Source organism: Pigmentiphaga sp. NML080357, assembly GCF_002188465.1.
Lineage (GTDB): Bacteria > Pseudomonadota > Gammaproteobacteria > Burkholderiales > Burkholderiaceae_B > Pigmentiphaga.
The window spans coordinates 196,718-214,936 of sequence record NZ_NINW01000038.1; the positions used below are offsets into that span (position 1 = coordinate 196,718).

16 protein-coding genes and 1 tRNA gene are annotated in these 18,219 nt (G+C 67.1%); 5 read left to right on the plus strand and 12 right to left on the minus strand.

Annotation, left to right across the window (positions count from 1 at the left end; genetic code table 11):
* The 9 genes from CDO44_RS17920 to CDO44_RS17965 are packed head-to-tail and all read right to left on the minus strand — an operon-like array spanning position 1 to position 8,934.
* Positions 1 to 1,554, minus strand: coding sequence for a class I adenylate-forming enzyme family protein (locus CDO44_RS17920; protein ID WP_158213329.1), 1,554 nt, complete (start codon positions 1,552 to 1,554; stop codon positions 1 to 3).
* Positions 1,551 to 2,018 carry a MaoC/PaaZ C-terminal domain-containing protein gene (locus tag CDO44_RS17925; protein ID WP_087781644.1) on the minus strand — a complete coding sequence of 156 codons (468 nt, stop codon included), beginning with the start codon at positions 2,016 to 2,018 and terminating at the stop codon, positions 1,551 to 1,553. Before CDO44_RS17925 ends, CDO44_RS17920 begins: the two co-directional genes overlap by 4 nt.
* Positions 2,015 to 3,169 (minus strand): mandelate racemase/muconate lactonizing enzyme family protein, encoded by a 1,155-nt coding sequence (locus tag CDO44_RS17930; RefSeq protein ID WP_144389545.1) that lies wholly within the window; start codon positions 3,167 to 3,169, stop codon positions 2,015 to 2,017. The genes CDO44_RS17925 and CDO44_RS17930 overlap by 4 nt, the downstream gene beginning before the upstream one ends.
* Positions 3,127 to 4,101: a tripartite tricarboxylate transporter substrate binding protein gene (locus CDO44_RS17935; protein ID WP_087781646.1), complete on the minus strand. Its 975-nt coding sequence runs from the start codon at positions 4,099 to 4,101 to the stop codon at positions 3,127 to 3,129. Before CDO44_RS17935 ends, CDO44_RS17930 begins: the two co-directional genes overlap by 43 nt.
* A gap of 30 nt (positions 4,102 to 4,131) precedes the next feature.
* Positions 4,132 to 5,298 (minus strand): CaiB/BaiF CoA-transferase family protein, encoded by a 1,167-nt coding sequence (locus tag CDO44_RS17940; protein WP_087781647.1) that lies wholly within the window; start codon positions 5,296 to 5,298, stop codon positions 4,132 to 4,134.
* Positions 5,295 to 5,993 carry a dienelactone hydrolase family protein gene (locus tag CDO44_RS17945; protein ID WP_087781648.1) on the minus strand — a complete coding sequence of 233 codons (699 nt, stop codon included), beginning with the start codon at positions 5,991 to 5,993 and terminating at the stop codon, positions 5,295 to 5,297. Before CDO44_RS17945 ends, CDO44_RS17940 begins: the two co-directional genes overlap by 4 nt.
* A 17-nt stretch (positions 5,994 to 6,010) precedes the next feature.
* The gene (locus tag CDO44_RS27485; RefSeq protein ID WP_158213330.1) at positions 6,011 to 7,159 is read right to left on the minus strand and encodes an acyl-CoA dehydrogenase family protein; all 1,149 of its coding nucleotides are present in this window, start codon (positions 7,157 to 7,159) and stop codon (positions 6,011 to 6,013) included.
* Complete coding sequence (locus CDO44_RS17960) at positions 7,159 to 8,133, minus strand: tripartite tricarboxylate transporter substrate binding protein (protein WP_087781649.1); 975 nt, start codon at positions 8,131 to 8,133, stop codon at positions 7,159 to 7,161. Before CDO44_RS17960 ends, CDO44_RS27485 begins: the two co-directional genes overlap by 1 nt.
* Before the next feature lie 9 nt (positions 8,134 to 8,142).
* Positions 8,143 to 8,934, minus strand: a complete 792-nt coding sequence (locus CDO44_RS17965; protein ID WP_087781650.1) for a citryl-CoA lyase — start codon at positions 8,932 to 8,934, stop codon at positions 8,143 to 8,145.
* Positions 8,935 to 9,142: 208 nt separating this feature from the next.
* Between CDO44_RS17965 and CDO44_RS17970 the strand changes: the two genes are divergently transcribed.
* On the plus strand, positions 9,143 to 9,910 hold the full coding sequence (locus tag CDO44_RS17970) for an SDR family oxidoreductase (RefSeq protein WP_087781651.1): 768 nt from the start codon (positions 9,143 to 9,145) through the stop codon (positions 9,908 to 9,910).
* Between the two features lie 973 nt (positions 9,911 to 10,883).
* Here the strand turns inward: CDO44_RS17970 and CDO44_RS17975 are convergent.
* Positions 10,884 to 10,959 (minus strand) — tRNA-Lys (locus CDO44_RS17975).
* 118 nt (positions 10,960 to 11,077) lie between these two features.
* Here CDO44_RS17975 and CDO44_RS17980 point away from each other — a divergent pair.
* The 3 genes from CDO44_RS17980 (at position 11,078) to CDO44_RS17990 (ending at position 14,218) form a co-directional block, all read left to right on the plus strand.
* On the plus strand, positions 11,078 to 13,375 hold the full coding sequence (locus tag CDO44_RS17980) for a mechanosensitive ion channel family protein (protein WP_087781652.1): 2,298 nt from the start codon (positions 11,078 to 11,080) through the stop codon (positions 13,373 to 13,375).
* Between the two features lie 84 nt (positions 13,376 to 13,459).
* Positions 13,460 to 13,687: a hypothetical protein gene (locus tag CDO44_RS17985; protein WP_087781653.1), complete on the plus strand. Its 228-nt coding sequence runs from the start codon at positions 13,460 to 13,462 to the stop codon at positions 13,685 to 13,687.
* An 81-nt stretch (positions 13,688 to 13,768) separates the two neighbouring features.
* Positions 13,769 to 14,218: a PA2169 family four-helix-bundle protein gene (locus tag CDO44_RS17990; protein WP_087781654.1), complete on the plus strand. Its 450-nt coding sequence runs from the start codon at positions 13,769 to 13,771 to the stop codon at positions 14,216 to 14,218.
* 28 nt (positions 14,219 to 14,246) lie between these two features.
* Here the strand turns inward: CDO44_RS17990 and CDO44_RS17995 are convergent, their stop codons facing one another.
* Together CDO44_RS17995 and CDO44_RS18000 are read right to left on the minus strand one after the other, a co-directional pair.
* Positions 14,247 to 16,238, minus strand: a complete 1,992-nt coding sequence (locus tag CDO44_RS17995) for an ATP-binding protein (RefSeq protein WP_087781655.1) — start codon at positions 16,236 to 16,238, stop codon at positions 14,247 to 14,249.
* 47 nt (positions 16,239 to 16,285) lie between these two features.
* On the minus strand, positions 16,286 to 16,486 hold the full coding sequence (locus tag CDO44_RS18000) for a DUF1328 domain-containing protein (protein ID WP_087781656.1): 201 nt from the start codon (positions 16,484 to 16,486) through the stop codon (positions 16,286 to 16,288).
* A gap of 279 nt (positions 16,487 to 16,765) precedes the next feature.
* Between CDO44_RS18000 and CDO44_RS18005 the strand changes: the two genes are divergently transcribed.
* Positions 16,766 to 18,217, plus strand: coding sequence for a M20/M25/M40 family metallo-hydrolase (locus tag CDO44_RS18005; protein ID WP_087781657.1), 1,452 nt, complete (start codon positions 16,766 to 16,768; stop codon positions 18,215 to 18,217).
* Positions 18,218 to 18,219 lie beyond the last annotated feature (2 nt).

The following is an 18,219-nucleotide window of genomic DNA, read 5'->3' on the forward strand; positions in this document are numbered from 1 at the left end:
TCAGGCGACCTGCCTGGCATTGTTTGCCCAGTACGGCGCCCGCAATGCCTTCTTGTCGATCTTGTTGGTGCTTGGCAGGCGCGGCAGCGCAGCCATGAATCCGATGCTGCGGGGCTTCTTGTAGCTGGCGATCAGTTGCCGGCAATGCGCGATCAACGTTTCTTCATCGACCGCTGCGCCGGGCTTGAGGGCGACGAAGGCTTTCACCGATTCGCCCCATTTCTCGTCGGGTATGCCGATCACGGCCGCTTCCAGGACGGCGGGATGGAGCAGGAGCGCCTCCTCCACTTCGCGCGAATAGATGTTCTCGCCGCCGGAGATGATCATGTCCTTCTTGCGGTCGACGATGAACAGATAGTGATCCTCGTCGAAATAGCCGAGGTCTCCTGTCTTCATCCATCCGCCTTCGAGCGCCGCCGCCGTTTCCGCCGGCTTGCCCCAATAGCCTTGCATGATGGCGGCCGAGCGCATGGCGATCTCGCCGATCTGTCCCGTTTCCAGCTCCCGGCCGTCATCGCCCACGATCTTCATCTCCACGCCGAGTATGGGCTGGCCGGCCGACGCCATGCGCGCCGCTTGCACCGGGTTTCCCTCCGGTTCGTGCTGGTGCTTGAGGAGTGCGCTTCCCGGTCCGTGCTCGGTCATCCCATAGACCTGCATGAAGATAGGGCCCAGCGCGCGGTGCGCTCGCCGGGACAGCGCCACCGACATCGGCGCCGATGCGTAGCAGACGGTCTGCAGGCTGGAGAGATCCGCGGCCCGCTTCTCCTGCTCGTCGAGCAAGGCCTGGATCATGATGGGCGCGAAATGCGCGGCCGTTACCTGGTGGCGTTCGATGCTCTCCAGGATCTCGCGTGGATCGAACCGGCGATGCAGCACGATGGTCGCGCCACAGACGAGATAGCTGAGCAACTCGGTCGTGCCGCCTATATGGTAAGCCGGCATGACGATGAGCATCCGGTCGGTGGGTTGCGCCCCGTGCGACAGTGCCAGCATGCGCGCCTGCTCCACCTGGCCGGCGTTGCCGAGCATGACACCCTTGGCCGCGCCGGTGGTCCCGCTCGTATAGATCAGGAAAATGGTGTCGTCGTCTCGCGCCCGCAGCGGCGGCATCGAGGCGTCCGCTCGCGAGACGGCCGCCTCGTAGCCCGCTTCGCCGGCATCGGGCCCCAGCTTCAGGGTCCGCGCCTGCGCGGGCAGCGCGCCGAGCAGTTCCTGGACCCGCTCTTCGTATTCGGGGTCGTAAACCAGCAGGGCGGGCGTGCAATCGCGCAGGATGGCGGCCTGGTCCGCCGCCGAAAGGCGGTAGTTCATCCCGACCGCGATGAATCCGCACATGCCTGCCGCGCCATAGACCTCCATGTACTCGGGGCAGTTCTGGGCAAGGATCACGATACGGTCGCCGCGCGCCAGCCCCAGGGCCAGGAGCGCGTTGCCGAGCCGCCTCACCCGCTCCGCGAACTGGTCGTGCGTCACGCGCCGGCCCTCGAAGACGAAGGCCGGCTGATCGCGACAGCAGCGTGCGTTGCGCTCGATGACATCGCCAAGAATCATGATTGCTCCCCCTCGGATGCGAGCTGCAGCATGGTTCCTCCAACTCCTTCCTGAAAGATTTCCCCGTCCGGTCCAAGGAGCTCGAACCGCCGGTCGACAATGGCTCGCACCCCGTCCGACGTCATTCGCTTGCCGCTGATCGTCGCCCTGACTCGAACCGTATGTCCCACCAGCAATGGACGCCGGTACCGCCATTCGGCCAGTCCGGTCGCGCCCACCACCCGGTCGGCAAACGCGGGCAGACTCGTCGCCATTCCCATCGCCAGCAGGATGCCGTAGGGGCCGTGGAACATCGGGCCCGGCATCCCCGCCGCCCTGCAGAATTCGGCGTCGGCATGGATGGGATGCCAGTCGCCGCTCAACATGCAAGCCAGGGAAAGATCGGTCTGGGTCAGCGTGCGGGCAGTCCCTTCATAGCTGGCGCCTATGGCGAGTTCCCGATAAGGCAAGGCAATTGTGTTCATGCGGTGACCTCGTACTCCCGCATGGCATCCCAGTCCACCAGCTCGGCGACGGAAGGCGTCTCGGGCAGGGCCACGGTGCCGTCGACGATCTGCGGCACCTGCTGGACGTACTGTTCCCGCATGGAGAGGAACCAGCTCAATTCGGCAGGAAACGAATGGGAATGGAGCGTGGCGGCGAACTGCAGGCCGCACCAGGTTCCCATCGCGCTCTCGCCCATGAGGCCGGCCACCGTGCCGGCCTTCGCCCGCCCGGCCTGATCCCGCATCGCCAGCGCATCGGAAAGACCGAACCGGCCCGGCTTGGCGCTCAGCATGCGGGCACCGCGCTCGAGGAAAAGTCCTGCGTCGCGCAAGGAAGCCATCCCGAAATCCACGAGCAACGGCACGGGAGCGTCGCGTTGCAGGCGCTCGAATCCGCGATCGGGCGCCAGCGCAGAGGGATCCTCGACGGCCTGGGCCCCTTCCTGCGCCATGACGTGCACGTAACGGTCCGCTTCCGCGAACGGATAGGCGCCATTGGCGTCCACATACAGCCGCACGCCATCGCCCAATACGCGCTGAACCGCCGCCAGGCTCGCGCGGTCGGCGTCCAGCCCCTGTCCGCCCTTGATCTTCAAGGTCCGGAAACCGTGGGCCTGCACCATATCTGCCGCCTCCCTGGCCATGGCGGGCGGAGCCTGGCGCGTGACCGCCCAGGACAGCTCCACCACCGGACGGCCGCCCCAAAGGCGCCACAACGGCCGCCGCTGCCGCGCGGCCTCCCAGTCCCAAGCGGCATTGTCGATCAGCGCCTTGGCGACGGTATTTCCGGGGATGACCTCCAGCGCGTCCCGCAGCTGTCGCGGGTGCGACAATCCCGCCTTTCTCGCGACAGGCTCGAACACCTCGCGCAACGTGGAAACGAGACTGGCGGCCGTGGCGCCAACCCAGGTCGGCTTGACGGCGACCTCGGCAGCTCCCGCGACGCCGGACTCGGTTTGCATGCGCAGGATCACGAACTGCGCCGCCGATTCGACCATGTCGCTCCAGCGCACCTCCCTGCCGTAAGGAAGACTGCGGAGGAACACGTCCCAGCGCTCGATGCGCTCGTGGTTGCCGGCCCCGTCCATCAGTCCACCCGCGCGCCCGATTCGCTGATCAGTTCCTTCCACTTCGGCGACTCCACGGCCACGAAGGCAGTCAGGTCGCGGGCGTTGAGATAATGCGGCTCAGCGCCGAGCTGCGCCAGTTTTTCGCGCACATCCGGTTGACCCAGGATCCGCGCCACCTCGTTGCTCACCCGGTCCACGATGGCGGGCGGCGTATCTTTCGGAGCGAACAGCGCGTACCAGGCCAGTACGTCGAATCCCGGGTAGCCGGCCTCGGCCACGGTGGGTATGTCGGGAGCGAGCGAAGTCCGCGTACCCGACGTCACGGCCAGTGCCCGCAACCGGCCGGCCTGCACCTGCTTCAACACCGCAGGCAGGGTGAAAAACGTCATGGAGACGTCGCCCCCGATGACGCTCGTCACCGCTTCGGGGCCGGTCTTGTACGGCACGTGCTTGATGCGCACCTTGGCCATGTTCTGCAACAGCGCGCCCGCCAGATGGCCGGACGTACCGTTCCCCGCCGACGAATAGGTCAGCGCATCGGGTTTTTCGCGGGCCAGTGCAACCAGCTCCGCAACCGACCGAGCCGGCAGCTCGCGATTGACCACCAGCAGGTTCGGCGCGATCGCGACCATGGCGGCCGGGGGTACGTCCCGCATCGGGTCATACGGAAGATTTTTGTAAAGATGCGGCCCTACCGAGTGCGTCGGGCTGCCGCTCATCAGCCAGACGTAGCCGTCCGCGGGCGACCGGGCGACCTGGGCCGCGCCGACGTGCCCACCGGCCCCTGGCTTGTTCTCGACGATGAACGGCTGGCCGAAGGCTGCCTCGAGCCGCTGCGCGAGCATGCGCGCGAGGATGTCCGCGGTCCCGCCGGCGCCTGACGAGACGACGATGCGAACCGGACGGTCCGGCCAATCTGCCGCGCATACCTCCCCGGCGGCAACCGCCACGGTGAATGCAGCTATCGCGCCTGTTATGCGTGCCAACCCCATGACCGTCTCCTCGTGCAGATGGATCTGCGTCTAGATGATGCGAGCCTGTCTGAGCGCGTCCATGGCGGAATCGGAAAAACCCGCCTCGCGCAGAATCTCTTCCGTATGCTCGCCAAGATCGGGTGGCGGCAGGAAATTGCTGTGATGATCGCCGTCGTAGCGTATGGCCCGATGGGTGGCACGCAAGGCGCCGTGGCGCGGGTGCTGCTGCGTGTAGAAGACGTCGAGATGGCGCACCTGGGGATCCGCTTCGAGCTCGTCCAGTTCGCGCTCCGGGGTGAACGGCACGTCGTGCTCCTCCAGGCGAGGCAGCCAGTGGTCGCGGTCCCGGGTGGCGAATATCTCCGCCAGTATCCGCGCCAGCTCGTCATAGCCCTCTACCCTGTCGCGGCGCGTCGGATACGCCGCGAGCAGATCCGGGCGCCCGATGGCCTGCGCCAGACCTCGCCAGAACTTGTCGGGCGAAGAAAGGTGCAGCCCGATGCGGCGCCCGTCCCGGCAAGTCACGATGTACGACTGCGACATGGCCGCCCGCCCATACAGGCCGGGAACCTGCCCCGTCGCCAGCATCGAGCCGAGGGGTTCGCAAGCCATGGAAATCATGGATTCCAGCATGCTGACCTCGACCGTGCGCCCCTTCCCGGTCGAAGCACGCTCCACCAGCGCTCCCAGGATGCCCAGGCACGCATGGATGCCCGTCACGGCGTCGGAAACCGCGGGACCGGCCACCCTGGCATCATGGCTGCGATGGAACATGGACAGCCAACCCGAGGCGGCCTGTCCAACGTTGTCGTAGGCCGCCCGCCCGGCGTACGGACCGCTGGAACCGAATCCCGTGATCGCGCAGTACACGAGGCCGGGATTCAATTGCCGCAGCCGGACGGCGCCCAGCCCCAGCCGCTCCGCCACGCCGGGGCGCATGTTCAGGACCAGCACGTCGGCGCCGGCGACCAGTTCGTCCAGCGCGCCCAGTCCCTCGGGCCGGGTGTAGTCCAGGGCCAGGCTGCGCTTGTTCCGGTTGTGGGCCTGGAACTGGGGGCTGTAGAGGCCGCCCTTGAACGCGCGGAAAGGGTCGCCGCCGCCCGGCCGCTCGACCTTGACGACGTCAGCCCCCAGCTCGCCCAGCAACATGCCCGCCAACGGCGCGGTGATGAAGTTTCCCAGGTCAAGCACCCGGATGCCTTGCAGGACTTTCATCGATTTCCAGCCCTCAATGCGGAATGAAGGAACGCCGTGGTCCGCCCATGGGCCAGCGCTGCCGCTTCCGGCTCGCCGCGCGTGTAGAAGCCGTGCCCGGCGCCGGGATAGCGGTAGAACGCTGCGCCGGGCCTAGGCCGCAGCGCCGACTCGATCTTCGCCTGCGCGTCGGGGGAGGCATAGCGGTCCTGGTCGCCGTAATGGAGCACGATCGGACAGCGCAAGGCCGCTGCCTCGTCCAGATGGTCTTCCACGCCGACGCCATAGAAGACGGCCGCGGCATCGATTTCCAACCTGGCCGCGCAGCGGAAAGCCAGTTTCCCGCCCAGGCAAAGCCCCACTACCGCGACGCCGCCGCGAAATCCCTCCAAGGCGCGGATGTGCGCGGCGGTCCTGCCGATGTCGGCCAGGCCCGCTTCCTCGTCGAACCGCTCCAAATACTGGAACGCGCGCTCGATGTCGGCCTTGGAATGGCTCAGTTCGACCCCGGGCTCGATCCGCCAGTAGAGATCGGGGGCGAGCGCGAGGTAGCCCTCGGCCGCGTAGCGATCGGCGAGCTCCCGTATGGTCCTGGTCACGCCGAATATCTCCTGCAGGATGATCGCGGCATGGCCATTGGGCTGGGCGGGCATGCTGGCATAGGCGGCGAAACGCCGTCCATCGCCGGCATCGATGGTCATACTTCCGGTTTGCATGACGCTCCTCGTTGGTGTCAGACGGGATAGTTGCCCTTGAGCAGTTCCCGAGCGATGGAATTCCGATGGATTTCCGTCGTGCCGTAGCCGATGGACATGCCGCGCGCGTCGCGGAAATGACGCTCGAAGGGATATTCCTCGGAGAGCCCGTACGCGCCGGCGAGCTGCATGGCCTGGTTGGTCACCCTGACCGCCATCTCGTTGGCATAGGTCTTGGCGATGGAAACCTCCGCCACCGATTGCCGTCCCTGGTCGATCGATTGCGCCGCCCCGTATACGAGCGCCCGCGCAGCCTCGATGTCCATCGCCATGTCGGCCAGCTTCCATTGCAACCCCTGGTTGTCCGCCAGCGGACGGCCGAACTGGACCCGGTCCTTCAGGTGCTGGACCGCCTGGCCCAGCGCCGCCTGGGCCAGGCCCAGGCAGATGGGCGGGTTGCCGGTGATGCGGTCGGCGTCGAGGACGTGCAGCAAATCCTTCATCCTTCCCGCCGGCAGGAGCAGGTTTTCCGCCGGCACGCTGCAATCCTGGAAAACCAGTTCCGCCATGCCGGTGCCGCGCAGCCCCAGCAGGTCCAGATGCTTGCCTACCGAAAACCCCGGGGTACCGCGTTCGACCAGCATCGCGCCCACGCCTTTCATGCCGGGATCGTCCGTCAGCCGCACCAGCACCAGGAACACGTCCGCCACCTGGGCGGCGGTACACCATAGTTTGCTGCCGTTGATCACATAGCCCGAGCCTTGGCGGACGGCCCGGGTCTGCACATTGCCGACGTCCGAGCCGGCATTCGCCTCCGACATGCTCCATGCGGCATACCGCTCCGCCCTGGCGAACGAGGGCAGGTAGCGCTGCTTGACCGGCTCGCCGCCGATCTGCAGGATGGCGCGCGGCGTCGCTCCGTCCGTGCAGGAATAGAGCATCGCGGTATTGGCGCACGAACGCGCCAATTGCTCCACCACCAATACCGTCTCGAGCAGGCCCAGCCCCGTGCCACCATAGCGCTCGGGCAGGAAGATGCCGGTATAGCCGTGTTCGGCCAGCACCTTCAGATTGTCCACCGGAGGCCGGTACTGGCGGTCGGCCGCCGCGGCCCCCGGAGCGAACCGTTCGCGCGCCAGTGCGTGCACCGTGTCCCGGATCAGCCGTTGTTCCTGTGTCAGTTCCACTATTCGCCCTTCGCCCCGGTCAACTTGATGATGTGCTGGTAATGCGCCGACTCGCGTCCGAGGAAGCGCCCGAAATCCTCGGGCGTCGAGGGCGCTCCCTCCACGCCCAGCTTCACGAACTGGTCCTTCACCTCGGGGCTCTCCAACGCCTTGCGGATCTCTTTGCTCAAGCGATCGACGATGTCGGGTGGCGTCGCCGCCGGCGCCAGGACTCCATACCAGGTCATGAAGGAAAACTCCTTCAGGCCCGATTCGGCGACCGTCGGGATCTCCGGCGCGATCGCCGAGCGCTGGTCGCCGGAAACGGCCAGTCCCTTGAGCCGGCCCGAACGCACGTGCGGCACACCCGACGACATCCCGGTGAACATCACGTCCACCTGGCCTCCCACCACGTCCGCCAGGGCCGGCGCGACGCCCTTGTAGGGGACGTGGGTCAGGTCGATGTCGGCCAGGGCCTTGACCCATTCCATCGCCAGATAGTGCGGGGTGCCGTTGCCGATTGAGGCATAGGTGATCTTTCCCGGCCTGGCCTTGGCGGCCGCGATCAGTTCCGGCACGGTGGACACGCGGGCCTTGGGATTCACCACCAGGATGAACGGCACAAAGACGAGTTGGCTGACCGGCGCGAAATCCTTGTTCGAGTCGTAGGGCAGCTTCTGCCCGAAGAAAATCGGATTCAACGCGTGGGAGTCCGTCACCAGTCCGATGGTGTAGCCATCTCCTTCGGCCCGCGCCACAGCCTCCGTACCGATGATGGTGCTCGCTCCCGGGCGATTCTCGATGATCACGGGTTGCCCCAGGCTTTCCGCCATTTTCTTGGCGACCGCGCGCGCCACGATGTCGGTACCGCCTCCCGCCGGATAGGGGACGACGAAGCGGATCGGCTTGTCAGGCCAGTCCGCGAGCGCGGGATGCGCGGCCAGGAGCAGGCCTGTCGCAGCAAGAGCCACTAGACGTACGGGTAGTCGCTGCATGTCGCCTCCTCATCGTCCGCCACCAGGCGGCATGTCTTGTTCGCTCGCCTCTTCTTCCGTGCGCAGCCAGATCTCGGAGGCGATGGGACGCGCCTGCTCCTCGGCCAGGTGGCCGACCAGGCCCACGGCCCGGCCCATGACCGCGATGCCGCGGGCCGCGCGCCACGAGATACCCAGTTCGCAGCACAGCGCCCCGATCGCGCCGGTGGCATTGACGGGCAGGCTCTTGCCGTACGCCGTCTCCGCCTCCCGGCCGATGGCGCGCATCAAGTCGACGTAGCGCCCCGCGTAGCCCTCTTCGCCGGCGATCTCGAACAGGCGGAGCGCGCGCGGATCCACCGGCTTGTGGAGGTTGTGGCCGATGCCCGGGATGGGCTGCCTGCGACGCTGGAAATCGGCGACGATCGTCCGCGCCAGGTCCTGCGGGTGTCCATCAGGCGCCTCCGCCCACGCGGACTCCAGCAGCCTGGCGGCCCCTTCCGCCGTTCCCGCGAAGGTGGTTCCCATGCCACAGAGCCCGGCCGCCACCGCAGCCTGCAGGGATTCCGGCGCGCCCAGGTAGACCAGCCTGGCGGCAATCGCCATGGGCGTCATGCCGTGCTCCACGAGGGTGACGAGGATGGCGTTGAATATCCGGGACTGCCGCGCATCGGGCAGGCGTCCCGTCATCTCCAGGTATGCCATGTCGCCGAAGTTGAGAGTGCCGATGATGTCCCGCGTCAGGTCCAGGCCCTGGACGAAAATGCGATCGGGCGTACTGCGCCCCATGCCGCTACGGATCGGCCGCCGGTTCCGGCTCATGCTGTCTCCCGCTCCACTTTGGTGGACTTGTTCTGAGGCGGCATCCACCGCCTGTCGGAGACGAAAGATAGGCGCTCCCCTTCGCCCGTGTCCAATAGACAAGGGTCATTCGCTTTATGCGCCAGACGAATAGTGGTGCGTCCTCGGCCGTCACCCCGGCACGCGTCTTGCGTAGCGCCGGGCTCTCCGTACCGATTCGGGAGCCGTCATGAAACTCCAGGACAAGATCGCGTGGGTAACCGGCGCAGACAGCGGAATCGGCCAGGCCGTGGCCGTCACGTTCGCCAGGGAAGGGGCCGACGTGCTGGTGCACTACCACAGCGACGAAGAAGGTGCGCGCGCCACCGCGTCCCAGGTGCGGGCTGCCGGCCGCCGGGCCGAGATCCTGCAGGCGGATTTCGGCAACCCGGCCCATACCCAGGCGTTCTTCGAGCAGGCCTTCAAGAAGATCGGCGGCCTCGACATACTCGTGAACAACGCCGGCGCGGGCGCGTCGCGCCAGAACTCGCTGGAGATTCCTCCCGACGAGTTCTCGTGGATGATCAACGTCAATCTGGTGTCGCCCTGGCTGCTATGCCAGGCCGCCGCCCGCCACATGCTGTCCGCCGGCCGCGGCGCCATCATAAATATTACGTCGGTACATGAAGAAATTTCCCTGCCCGGCAGCGCTTCCTACGATGCGGCCAAGGCGGGATTGCGCTCAGTGACGCGGACGCTGGCGCTCGAACTCGCGCCGCGCGGCATACGCATCAACAATGTCGCGCCGGGCATGATCGCCACGCCCATGACGGAGGATCGCCTGGAGGATCCGGAACAGGCCCGCAAGTCGGCCGCGCAGATTCCGCTGCGGCGGCCGGGCAAGCCCCAGGAAGTCGCCAACGTGGTCCTTTTCCTTGCTTCCGACGACGCGAGCTATGTCACGGGCAGCAGCTATTTCGTCGACGGCGGGCTGATGCGCAACATCGGCGGGACCTGACCGGTCCCGCCGGAGCGCGGAACGCGCACCCCGCCATCCGGGAGGGCGCGCGTTCCATCGTCGGCCGGGCTTCAGGCCGGCACGGCATTCTTCTTCGCGGCCTGGACGTTGGTTTCGCTCTCGGCAAGCTCGGTGAGCTTTTCGTCGGTGGCCTTCTCCTCGTCCAGCCATTCTCCACGCAGACCGGCTTGGGATCGGGATCATCGACGGCCCAGGGCGTGTGTCCCTCCACCGCCCGCCTGTAGCCCGCCGACAGCCCCTCCCACGCGACGAATCGCATGACCTGCCGCTCGTCATGAAGCAGGATAGACGCGCGCTCGCAGACCAGGCCGCTGCAGATCGCCTGCAAGGCGGCGCGATAGACGTCGTCGAGCGAGTGCGCGGCGTACAGCCGGTCCGTCAGCCGATAGAGGGTGTTGGTCTTGCGCACGGCCTCGATCAGGGCGCGTTCGGTTCGCTCGCGTCCGGACCGGCGGGCGGGAGCGGTTTTCTGCGGCGAGAGGCTGATGAAGGCGGGCGCCGCCGGCAAGCCGCCGCCCGTGTACTCCCCATCGTACGATTCGGAGTCAGCAGCCTTGGCGGCTCGGTCTGTACTGTCTGATGACATGGATCCCGTCACCGGTTATGGCCCGACTCAAGGAGCCTGTTCAGGATATGGAAGCAAATTCCTTCCCTGGATGAATAGCGGCGTAGAGCAGGAATTGCAACACAAGATTACCCGCCCCGGCGGATACATTGGTTTCAGCGGCGTCGCAGGCGTATCGCTCTATACGGGGTCGGTCGGGTTGGCGGCGTGCCGGCCGCCGGGACACTGGATGGATATCCAGGCGGGCTCTTGGCGGCCTTCTTCGCAACCGGCTCAGGCCGATAGGGTCGGCCCCCTCTGCCGCGGATGCAGGCCGCGGACCTTGGACCGCCGCCATGAGCCGCGTAAAACAAAAAGCCCCCGCTATTGCGGAGGCTTTATGAATTCTGGTGGGCTGTGAGTGGCTCGAACACTCGACCTACGGATTAAGAGTCCGCTGCTCTACCAACTGAGCTAACAGCCCGAAGAAGCGAGAGTATAGCGTTTTTTTCTTCTTGCGCGAGGCGCCGGCCGAACCAGGCGTCTTTCCCTGAGATGGCGCATGGGTAGAATCGCGCTATCCCCCCACTTCGCCCGCTCCCATGCCGACACGACGCCCGCTTCTCTGGATCGCCCCGGCCCTGCTCTGCGCCGCGGCCTGGCTGCAACCGCTGCACGCCGCCGAGGCGCAAGCCGAATCCGCCATCACGCCCGCCCAGGCCAACCAGGTCCTCGACATCCTGCGCGATGACGCCCGGCGCGCGGAGCTGGAACGGACGCTGAGCGTGATTTCCCAGGCAGCCGCCCAGGCGGAGGCCCCGGCCGCCCCGGAAGAACCGGCCAAGCCGGTGGCCATCGAGAAGGACAGCGTGATCGCCCAGGCTTTCGCGCAGGCCGGCCGATGGATGGACTCGGTCTACGACGAATTGCGGCTGACCACCTCGACGGTGCTGGAATTGCGCTCGGCGGGCGCCTGGTGGCGCGAATACCTCGGCACCCCGGAGGCCCGGGCGGCCACGTTCCAGGCGATCGGCATCCTCCTCTTCGTCCTCGCGCTGGCCCTGGGCGCGGAAGCGCTCGTGGCCCGCCTGCTGCGGCGTCCGCGCACGATGCTCATCGCCCACGCGGCGCGTCGCCACGCCGAGACGCCTGTCAGGCCAGACTCCCCGGCCGGCACCGGGCCGGTCCCGGCCGCGGGCGAAGCCGCCCCGCCCGACGGGGACCGGCATCTGCGCGTCCTGCGGCGCCTGCCCTATGCATTGGCGCATGCCGTCCTGGCGCTCCTGCCGCTGGCCGGGTTCCTGGCCGCCACCTCGATACTGACCGCCCTGTTCGGCGGCCCGGGCGCCGGCTTCTATCCCTTCATCCTGCCGCTCATCGGCGCCTATGTCGCGACGCGCCTGACGATGGCCGCGCTGCGGCTGCTGGTGTTCCCGGCGAGCGCCGGCCTGCGGCTGTCCGGCCTGGGCGACGAAGCGGCAGGCTACCTCGACAAATGGCTGCGGCGCATTGTGATCGTTGCCGCTTTCGGCGTCGCGGCCACCGAGATCGCCTATGAATTGGGCGCCAGCGCCGACGGGCGCAATGCCCTGTCCAAGCTGGTTGGCCTGGCCGTGCACGCGATGCTCATCATCATGGTCGTCCAGCGGCGCCACGCCGTCGCCCGCTGGATACGCGGCAGGCAGGACACAGGCCTGCGCGCGGTACTGGCCGACGCCTGGGCTCCCACCGCCATCGCGATCATCGCCGGCCTCTGGGTGGTCTGGGCCCTCGGGGCGGCCAGCGGTTTCCTGCAATTGCTGCACTACGTCTGGCGCACGGCGCTGGTCATGCTCATCGCCGTCGTCGTGTCCATGGTGCTGCTCGGCGCGCTCGACCGGGTCTTCCGCGGCAGCGGGTCCGCCAACGGCGACGGCCAGGCGGGGCCGCGCCCTTATCAGACGCTGGCGCAACGCGTGGTGCTCGCCCTGGTGTTTCTCGCCGCGGCGGTCGCCCTGCTCGAGGTCTGGGGCGTGCGCGCGCTGGACTGGTTCGATCCCGGCACCGTGGGCCGCCGGCTGGCATCGGCCACCGCCACGATCGCCGTGGCCTGCGTATTGGCCTTCATCGCCTGGGAGGCCGCCAATCTGTCGATCAACCGCCGCATGGAACGCTGGACGCAGGCGGGGGACGTCGTACGCGCCACGCGCCTGCGCACGCTGGTGCCGATCCTGCGCACCACGCTGTTCATCGCCATCGCGATGGTCGTGCTTTTCACCGCCCTCAACGAGCTCGGCATCAACATCGCGCCGCTGCTGGCCGGCGCAAGCATCATCGGCGTGGCGATCGGCTTCGGCTCGCAGAAGCTGGTGCAGGATTTCATTACCGGCATCTTCCTGCTGATGGAAAACGCCATGCAGGTGGGCGATTCCGTCACCCTGGCCGGCGTCTCCGGAACAGTCGAATACCTGTCCATACGCACGGTGCGCTTGCGTGCCGGCGACGGCTCCCTGCACGTCGTGCCGTTCAGTTCCGTCGGCACGGTGACGAACACCAATCGCGGCATCGGCAACGCCTCCGTGCGCGTCAGCGTCAGCGCCGATTCCAACCTGGACGAGGTCACGGCCGCGATCCGCAACGTCGGCGAGGAGATGCGCAACGATCCGCAGCTCGGCCCCTTGATGCTGGGCGACCTGGAACTGTGGGGAGTGGACCAGGTGGATGGCGCGTCGATCACCCTGGCGGGGCAGATCCGTTCCATCGACCGTGGTCGATGGGCCGTGCAGCGCGGTTTCAACGAGCGCATCTATCGCCGTTTCCGCCAGATGGGGATACAGTTGGCGAATCCCCAGGCGCGTTTCATTCCCGACAGGGAAACCGCCGAATCGCGTACGCGACAGGAGGACGCCCCGGCGCCGTGACCGTCGGCAGACGGCGCCGGCCGGCTCGCTGCCCGGGCACGACACTTGCCGACTCGACCACGTCAGAACTTGCGGGAGCATGGCATGAAGACGGAATCGAAGAACCGCTCGGACAAGGATCCGAAGGACAAGGCCAAGCAGGCCGACGAAGGGCTACCCACATACCAGGAACTGCTGGACGATTCGCTGGAAGGCACCTTTCCGGCGAGCGATCCGATTTCTCCGGGCGCGGCAGCGGATGCCGATCGGGAAGTCAAGACCGGCAAAGATGACAAGGATTGGGAACTCAAACCCGAGCATCCCAAGAAGTGACGGCCGGGCCCGTTTCCTGCTAAGTCAAGACGCCGGGCCGCACATCTGGCCCGGCGCCTACGTACTACCCAGGAGATGACGATGGCCCGAGATGTCACGACGGTACTGAACGATCTGATCGAGACTTGCAAGGACGGGGAATACGGCTTCAGGCAAGCCGCCCAGGACGCGCACGATCCCGAGTTGAAGACCTTGTTCTCCCGCCGTGCCGCGGATTGCGCGGCAGGCGCGGCCCAGCTGCAGGAGCAGGTGGCCAGCCTGGGGGACGAACCGGAGGAAAGCGGCACCGCGGCCGGCGTGCTGCATCGCGGCTGGATAGGCCTGAAGACCGCGGTAGCCGGCCGAACCGACCTTGCCATACTGGAGGAATGCGAGCGCGGCGAGGACGTGGCCAAGAGCCGGTACCAGGCTGCCCTGCAGGAAGACCTCCCGCCGCAGCTCCTTGCGCTCGTACAACTGCAGTACGAAGGGGTGATACGCAATCACGACCAGGTGCGGGAACTGCGCGACAGGATGCGCGCGCACGCGTAGCGGCTCCCGCCGCCCGTGGCCGCCCCCTTCAGCGACGCTCGACGGAGGCGGTACGGGCCAGGCTTTGTATCAATCCCGCGAGCTGGACGAACTCCACGGGCTTGGCCAGATAGACCTGGAATCCGCTCGCCAGCGCGCGGATGCGGTCTTCCCGCTGGGTCGCGGAAGTCAGTGCGATGGCCGGAATAGGCGCGGGAAAGCGGTCGGGCGCACCTCGTTCGAGCTCGCGGATGCGAGCCAGCGTATCGCAGCCATCCATGCCGGGCATCGCGATGTCGCTGACGACGACGTGCGGAAGCGCGCATGCGTCCGTGTCGCGCAGGTGCTCGATGGCTTGCGCTCCCGAGTCGCAGGCCGTCACCGCGGCGCCGGCCAGCCGCAGGGATTCGGTCAGCGCGGCCCTTGCCTCGGCATGATCCTCGATCAGGAGAATACGCACGTCCGACAGGGATTCGGCCGGCTCGGCCGCCGAGGGCGCGGATTCTATCGCGGCCTCTTCGCTCGCCACCGGCAGGTAAATCGAAAACACCGCGCCGTGCCCTTCTCCTCGGCTCTGCGCCGCGACGCGGCCGCCATGCAGCTCGGCCAGGTGCCGCACCAGCGTCAGCCCCAGCCCCAGGCCTTCCGAGCGGCGCGCGCGCAGCCCGTCCAGATGGCGGAACGGATCGAACAGATAGGGCATGACGTCGCTGGAAATGCCTCTGCCGGTGTCTCCTACCGCGATGCATACCTCGCTGCCGATGGCCTCTATGCGCACGGATACTTCGCTGCCCGGCGCGCTGAACTTGATGGCATTGGCCAGCAGGTGGCCCACCATCTGCTCGAGCCGCTCGGCGCTCCCCCAGACCTGGATCTCGGTGTCGGGCATTTCCGCCCGCAGGGCGATGCTGCGTTCGGCCGCCTGCTTCTCGGCCTTGGCGATCGCCCCCCGCACGGAGGGCGACAAGGGCAGCAACGCCATGGAAAACTGCAGGCGCCCCGTCATCGCATGGGTCACGTCCAGCAGTTCGTCGATCAGCCGGACCTGCTGCTGCACGCCGGTCTTGATGCCGGCCAGTGCCCGGGCCACCCCCGACACGCCGGTGTCGACCCGGCTTTCCAGGACATGTGCCCAGCTCTGGATACCGTTGAGAGGCGAACGCAACTCATGCGATACCACCGACAGGAACTGGTCGCGGACATTGGCGGCGGTTTCGGCCTGTGTGCGGGCCGCCTGCTCGCGCAGCAGCAAGGTGTCGAGCTCCACCTGCGACCGCACCCATGACGTGACGTCGGCGGTCACGGCCACGGCGCGGGCACCTCCTTGTTCGGGCGCGACGCGCACCCGGAAGTGGCGCGTATCGGCGCCCGTATCGATACGGTAATCGAACGTCTGGACGGTCCCGGAGGCCAGCGCCTCGGCAACGGACTGCTCGTAGGCCGCCGCAATGTATGGCGCCACGCCAAGTTCGCGGGCCGTCTTCCCGGCAAAGGCCTGCGGCTCGATGCCGAACAGTTCGCCAGCCGCCCGGTTCGCGTAGAGATGCCGCAAGGCCGGATCGTAGGCCATGACGGCATAGGAAACCAGCTCGAGCATCTGCGGGGCGAGAGCATCGCCGGCGCCGGCGCTCGTATCAGCTTCCAGGTCGGCGGCGGCCTCCTGGTATTGCAGGCAAGTGCCGCTGAAACCGACGAATTGATGATTGGTTTCGAAGCTCGGGTGGGCCTGCGTGTGTACGTTCAGCAGCGTGCCGTCCGCGGCCAGCAGGCCGTGGACCACGTCGAACGCCGCCGCCGCGGCTGCCCCCTTGGCGAAAGCCGCCTTTACGCGTTCGCGCTGGCCCTCGGGTATGCGGTCCGTCCAGCCCCAATTCAGCGCCTGCTCCACCGGCTGGCCCGTCAAGCGGGTCCATGCGGGATTGACATAGCTCCACGCGCCATCGACGGCGGCCGACCACAGTACGCAGGGCGCATGGTCGGCCAGGCGGCGGAACGGGGAATCGGAAGCCGAGGCGGCCGGTGAAGGTCGTCGTGCAGCCATAGCTCAGCGAGGAACGAGGTACGGCATGGTCATGGGCTCCTCTGGGTTCAGGGCTGACTGGACCATTCATGCTCGTAGGCATCTTCCGGGTCCTTGGGCGGATCGAGGAAGAACGTGGCGAGGAAAGCGCCCAGCGAGAGCACGAACAGGATAAGGGCGATATTGGCCGCGCTCGCCGCAAAGTCGGTCAGACCTGCGACGGCAGCCAGTAAGGGAATCACGAAAAAGATAGTAGCCCAACGCAACATGGTTCATCTCCTTGGCTTTCCCGTAAACTCCGCGTCCGCTCGTGGCGGGATCTTTTCCGGGACACGGTGAACGTCCCGCCAGTAACGAGCAGATTCCGTACCATGTCGGCATGCCTCGTTGAAAAGCCTGTTACGCCTGGGAAAGCGAAGAAATATCCCGCTGTCTTTATAAGATTTGCATACCCCCCCTGCCACGGTTCAGGTAAGAATTACATGTAATTTTTGCAAGCAAAACGGGCGCCGCCTCCCATCCGTACAAGATCTACACTGGAAGCCTGAATGGAGACCGTCATGGACCTGTCCGACCTCGCCGCCCTCGTTGCGCGGCGCTACGACGAAGAGCTCATCCCGCTGCTGACCGACTACGTGCGCGTTCCGGCGAAATCCCCGATGTTCGACGCGAGCTGGGCCGAACACGGCCATCTGGCCGCCGTGGTGGACGCCGCCGCCGCATGGGCGCGCGCCCAGCCGGTCGCCGGCCTGAAGGTGGAAATCGTGTCCATCGACGGCCGCACGCCCTGCCTCTACTTCGAGGCACCCGCCACCCAGGGCCTGGGCGGCGACAGGACCATCCTGTTCTACGGGCACCTGGACAAGCAGCCGGAAATGACCGGCTGGCGCGAAGGCCTCGGGCCTTGGACACCCAGGATCGAGGACGGCAAGCTCTACGGGCGGGGCAGCGCCGACGATGGCTACGCCGTCTACGCCGCGCTGACCGCCCTGGCGGCGCTGGACAGCCAGGACGTGCCGCGTCCCCGCTGCGTGGGATTGATCGAGACCTGCGAGGAAAGCGGAAGCTACGACCTGCCCGCCTATCTCGACCTGCTCGCCCCGCGCATCGGTGTGCCCACACTGGTGGTCGGGCTGGACTCCGGCTGCGGCAACTACGATCAGCTCTGGGTGACGACCTCGCTACGCGGGCTTGCCGGGGGCGTGCTTACCGTCGAGGTGCTCAGCGAAGGCGTGCATTCGGGCATGGCCAGCGGCCTGGTGCCCTCGTCCTTCCGGATCGCCCGCCAATTGCTCAACCGGCTGGACGACCCGGCCACGGGGCGGGTCGTGCTGCCAGAGCTGCACGCCGACATTCCGGCCGAACGCCTGGCCCAGGCGCGCACGGCGGGCGACATTCTCGGCGACCAGGTCTGGAAACAGTTCCCCTGGGTAGGGTGCTCGCACGGCCCGGAGGGCCATGCTCATGCCCAGCCCACCACCACCGATCCCGCCGAAGGCATCCTGAACCGCACCTGGCGACCGGCCCTGTCGGTCACGGGCGCCGCGGGCCTGCCCGCCATCGATGCCGCGGGCAACGTGCTGCGACCCAAGACTTCCCTGAAACTCAGCATGCGCCTGCCGCCCACCGTGGATGCCGATCGGGCCGTACGAGCCATGAAGGTCGCTCTGGAAAGCTCCCCGCCCTATCACGCCAAGGTCAGCTTCGAAGCCGAGGGCGCCGCCAGCGGCTGGAACGCGCCGCCAACGGCGCCATGGCTGGAACGCGCCCTCGATGCCGCATCGCGAGCGGCATTCGGGCAGGGCGCGGCATGGATAGGCGAAGGCGGCACCATCCCTTTCATGGGCATGCTGGGCGCGAAATTCCCGGAGGCCCAGTTCCTGATCACCGGCGTGCTGGGCCCCCAGTCCAATGCCCACGGCCCCAACGAGTTCCTGCACATTCCATACGTCAAGAAGCTGACCGCCGCCGTAGCCCAGGTGGTGGCCCAGGTCCGGTAGGC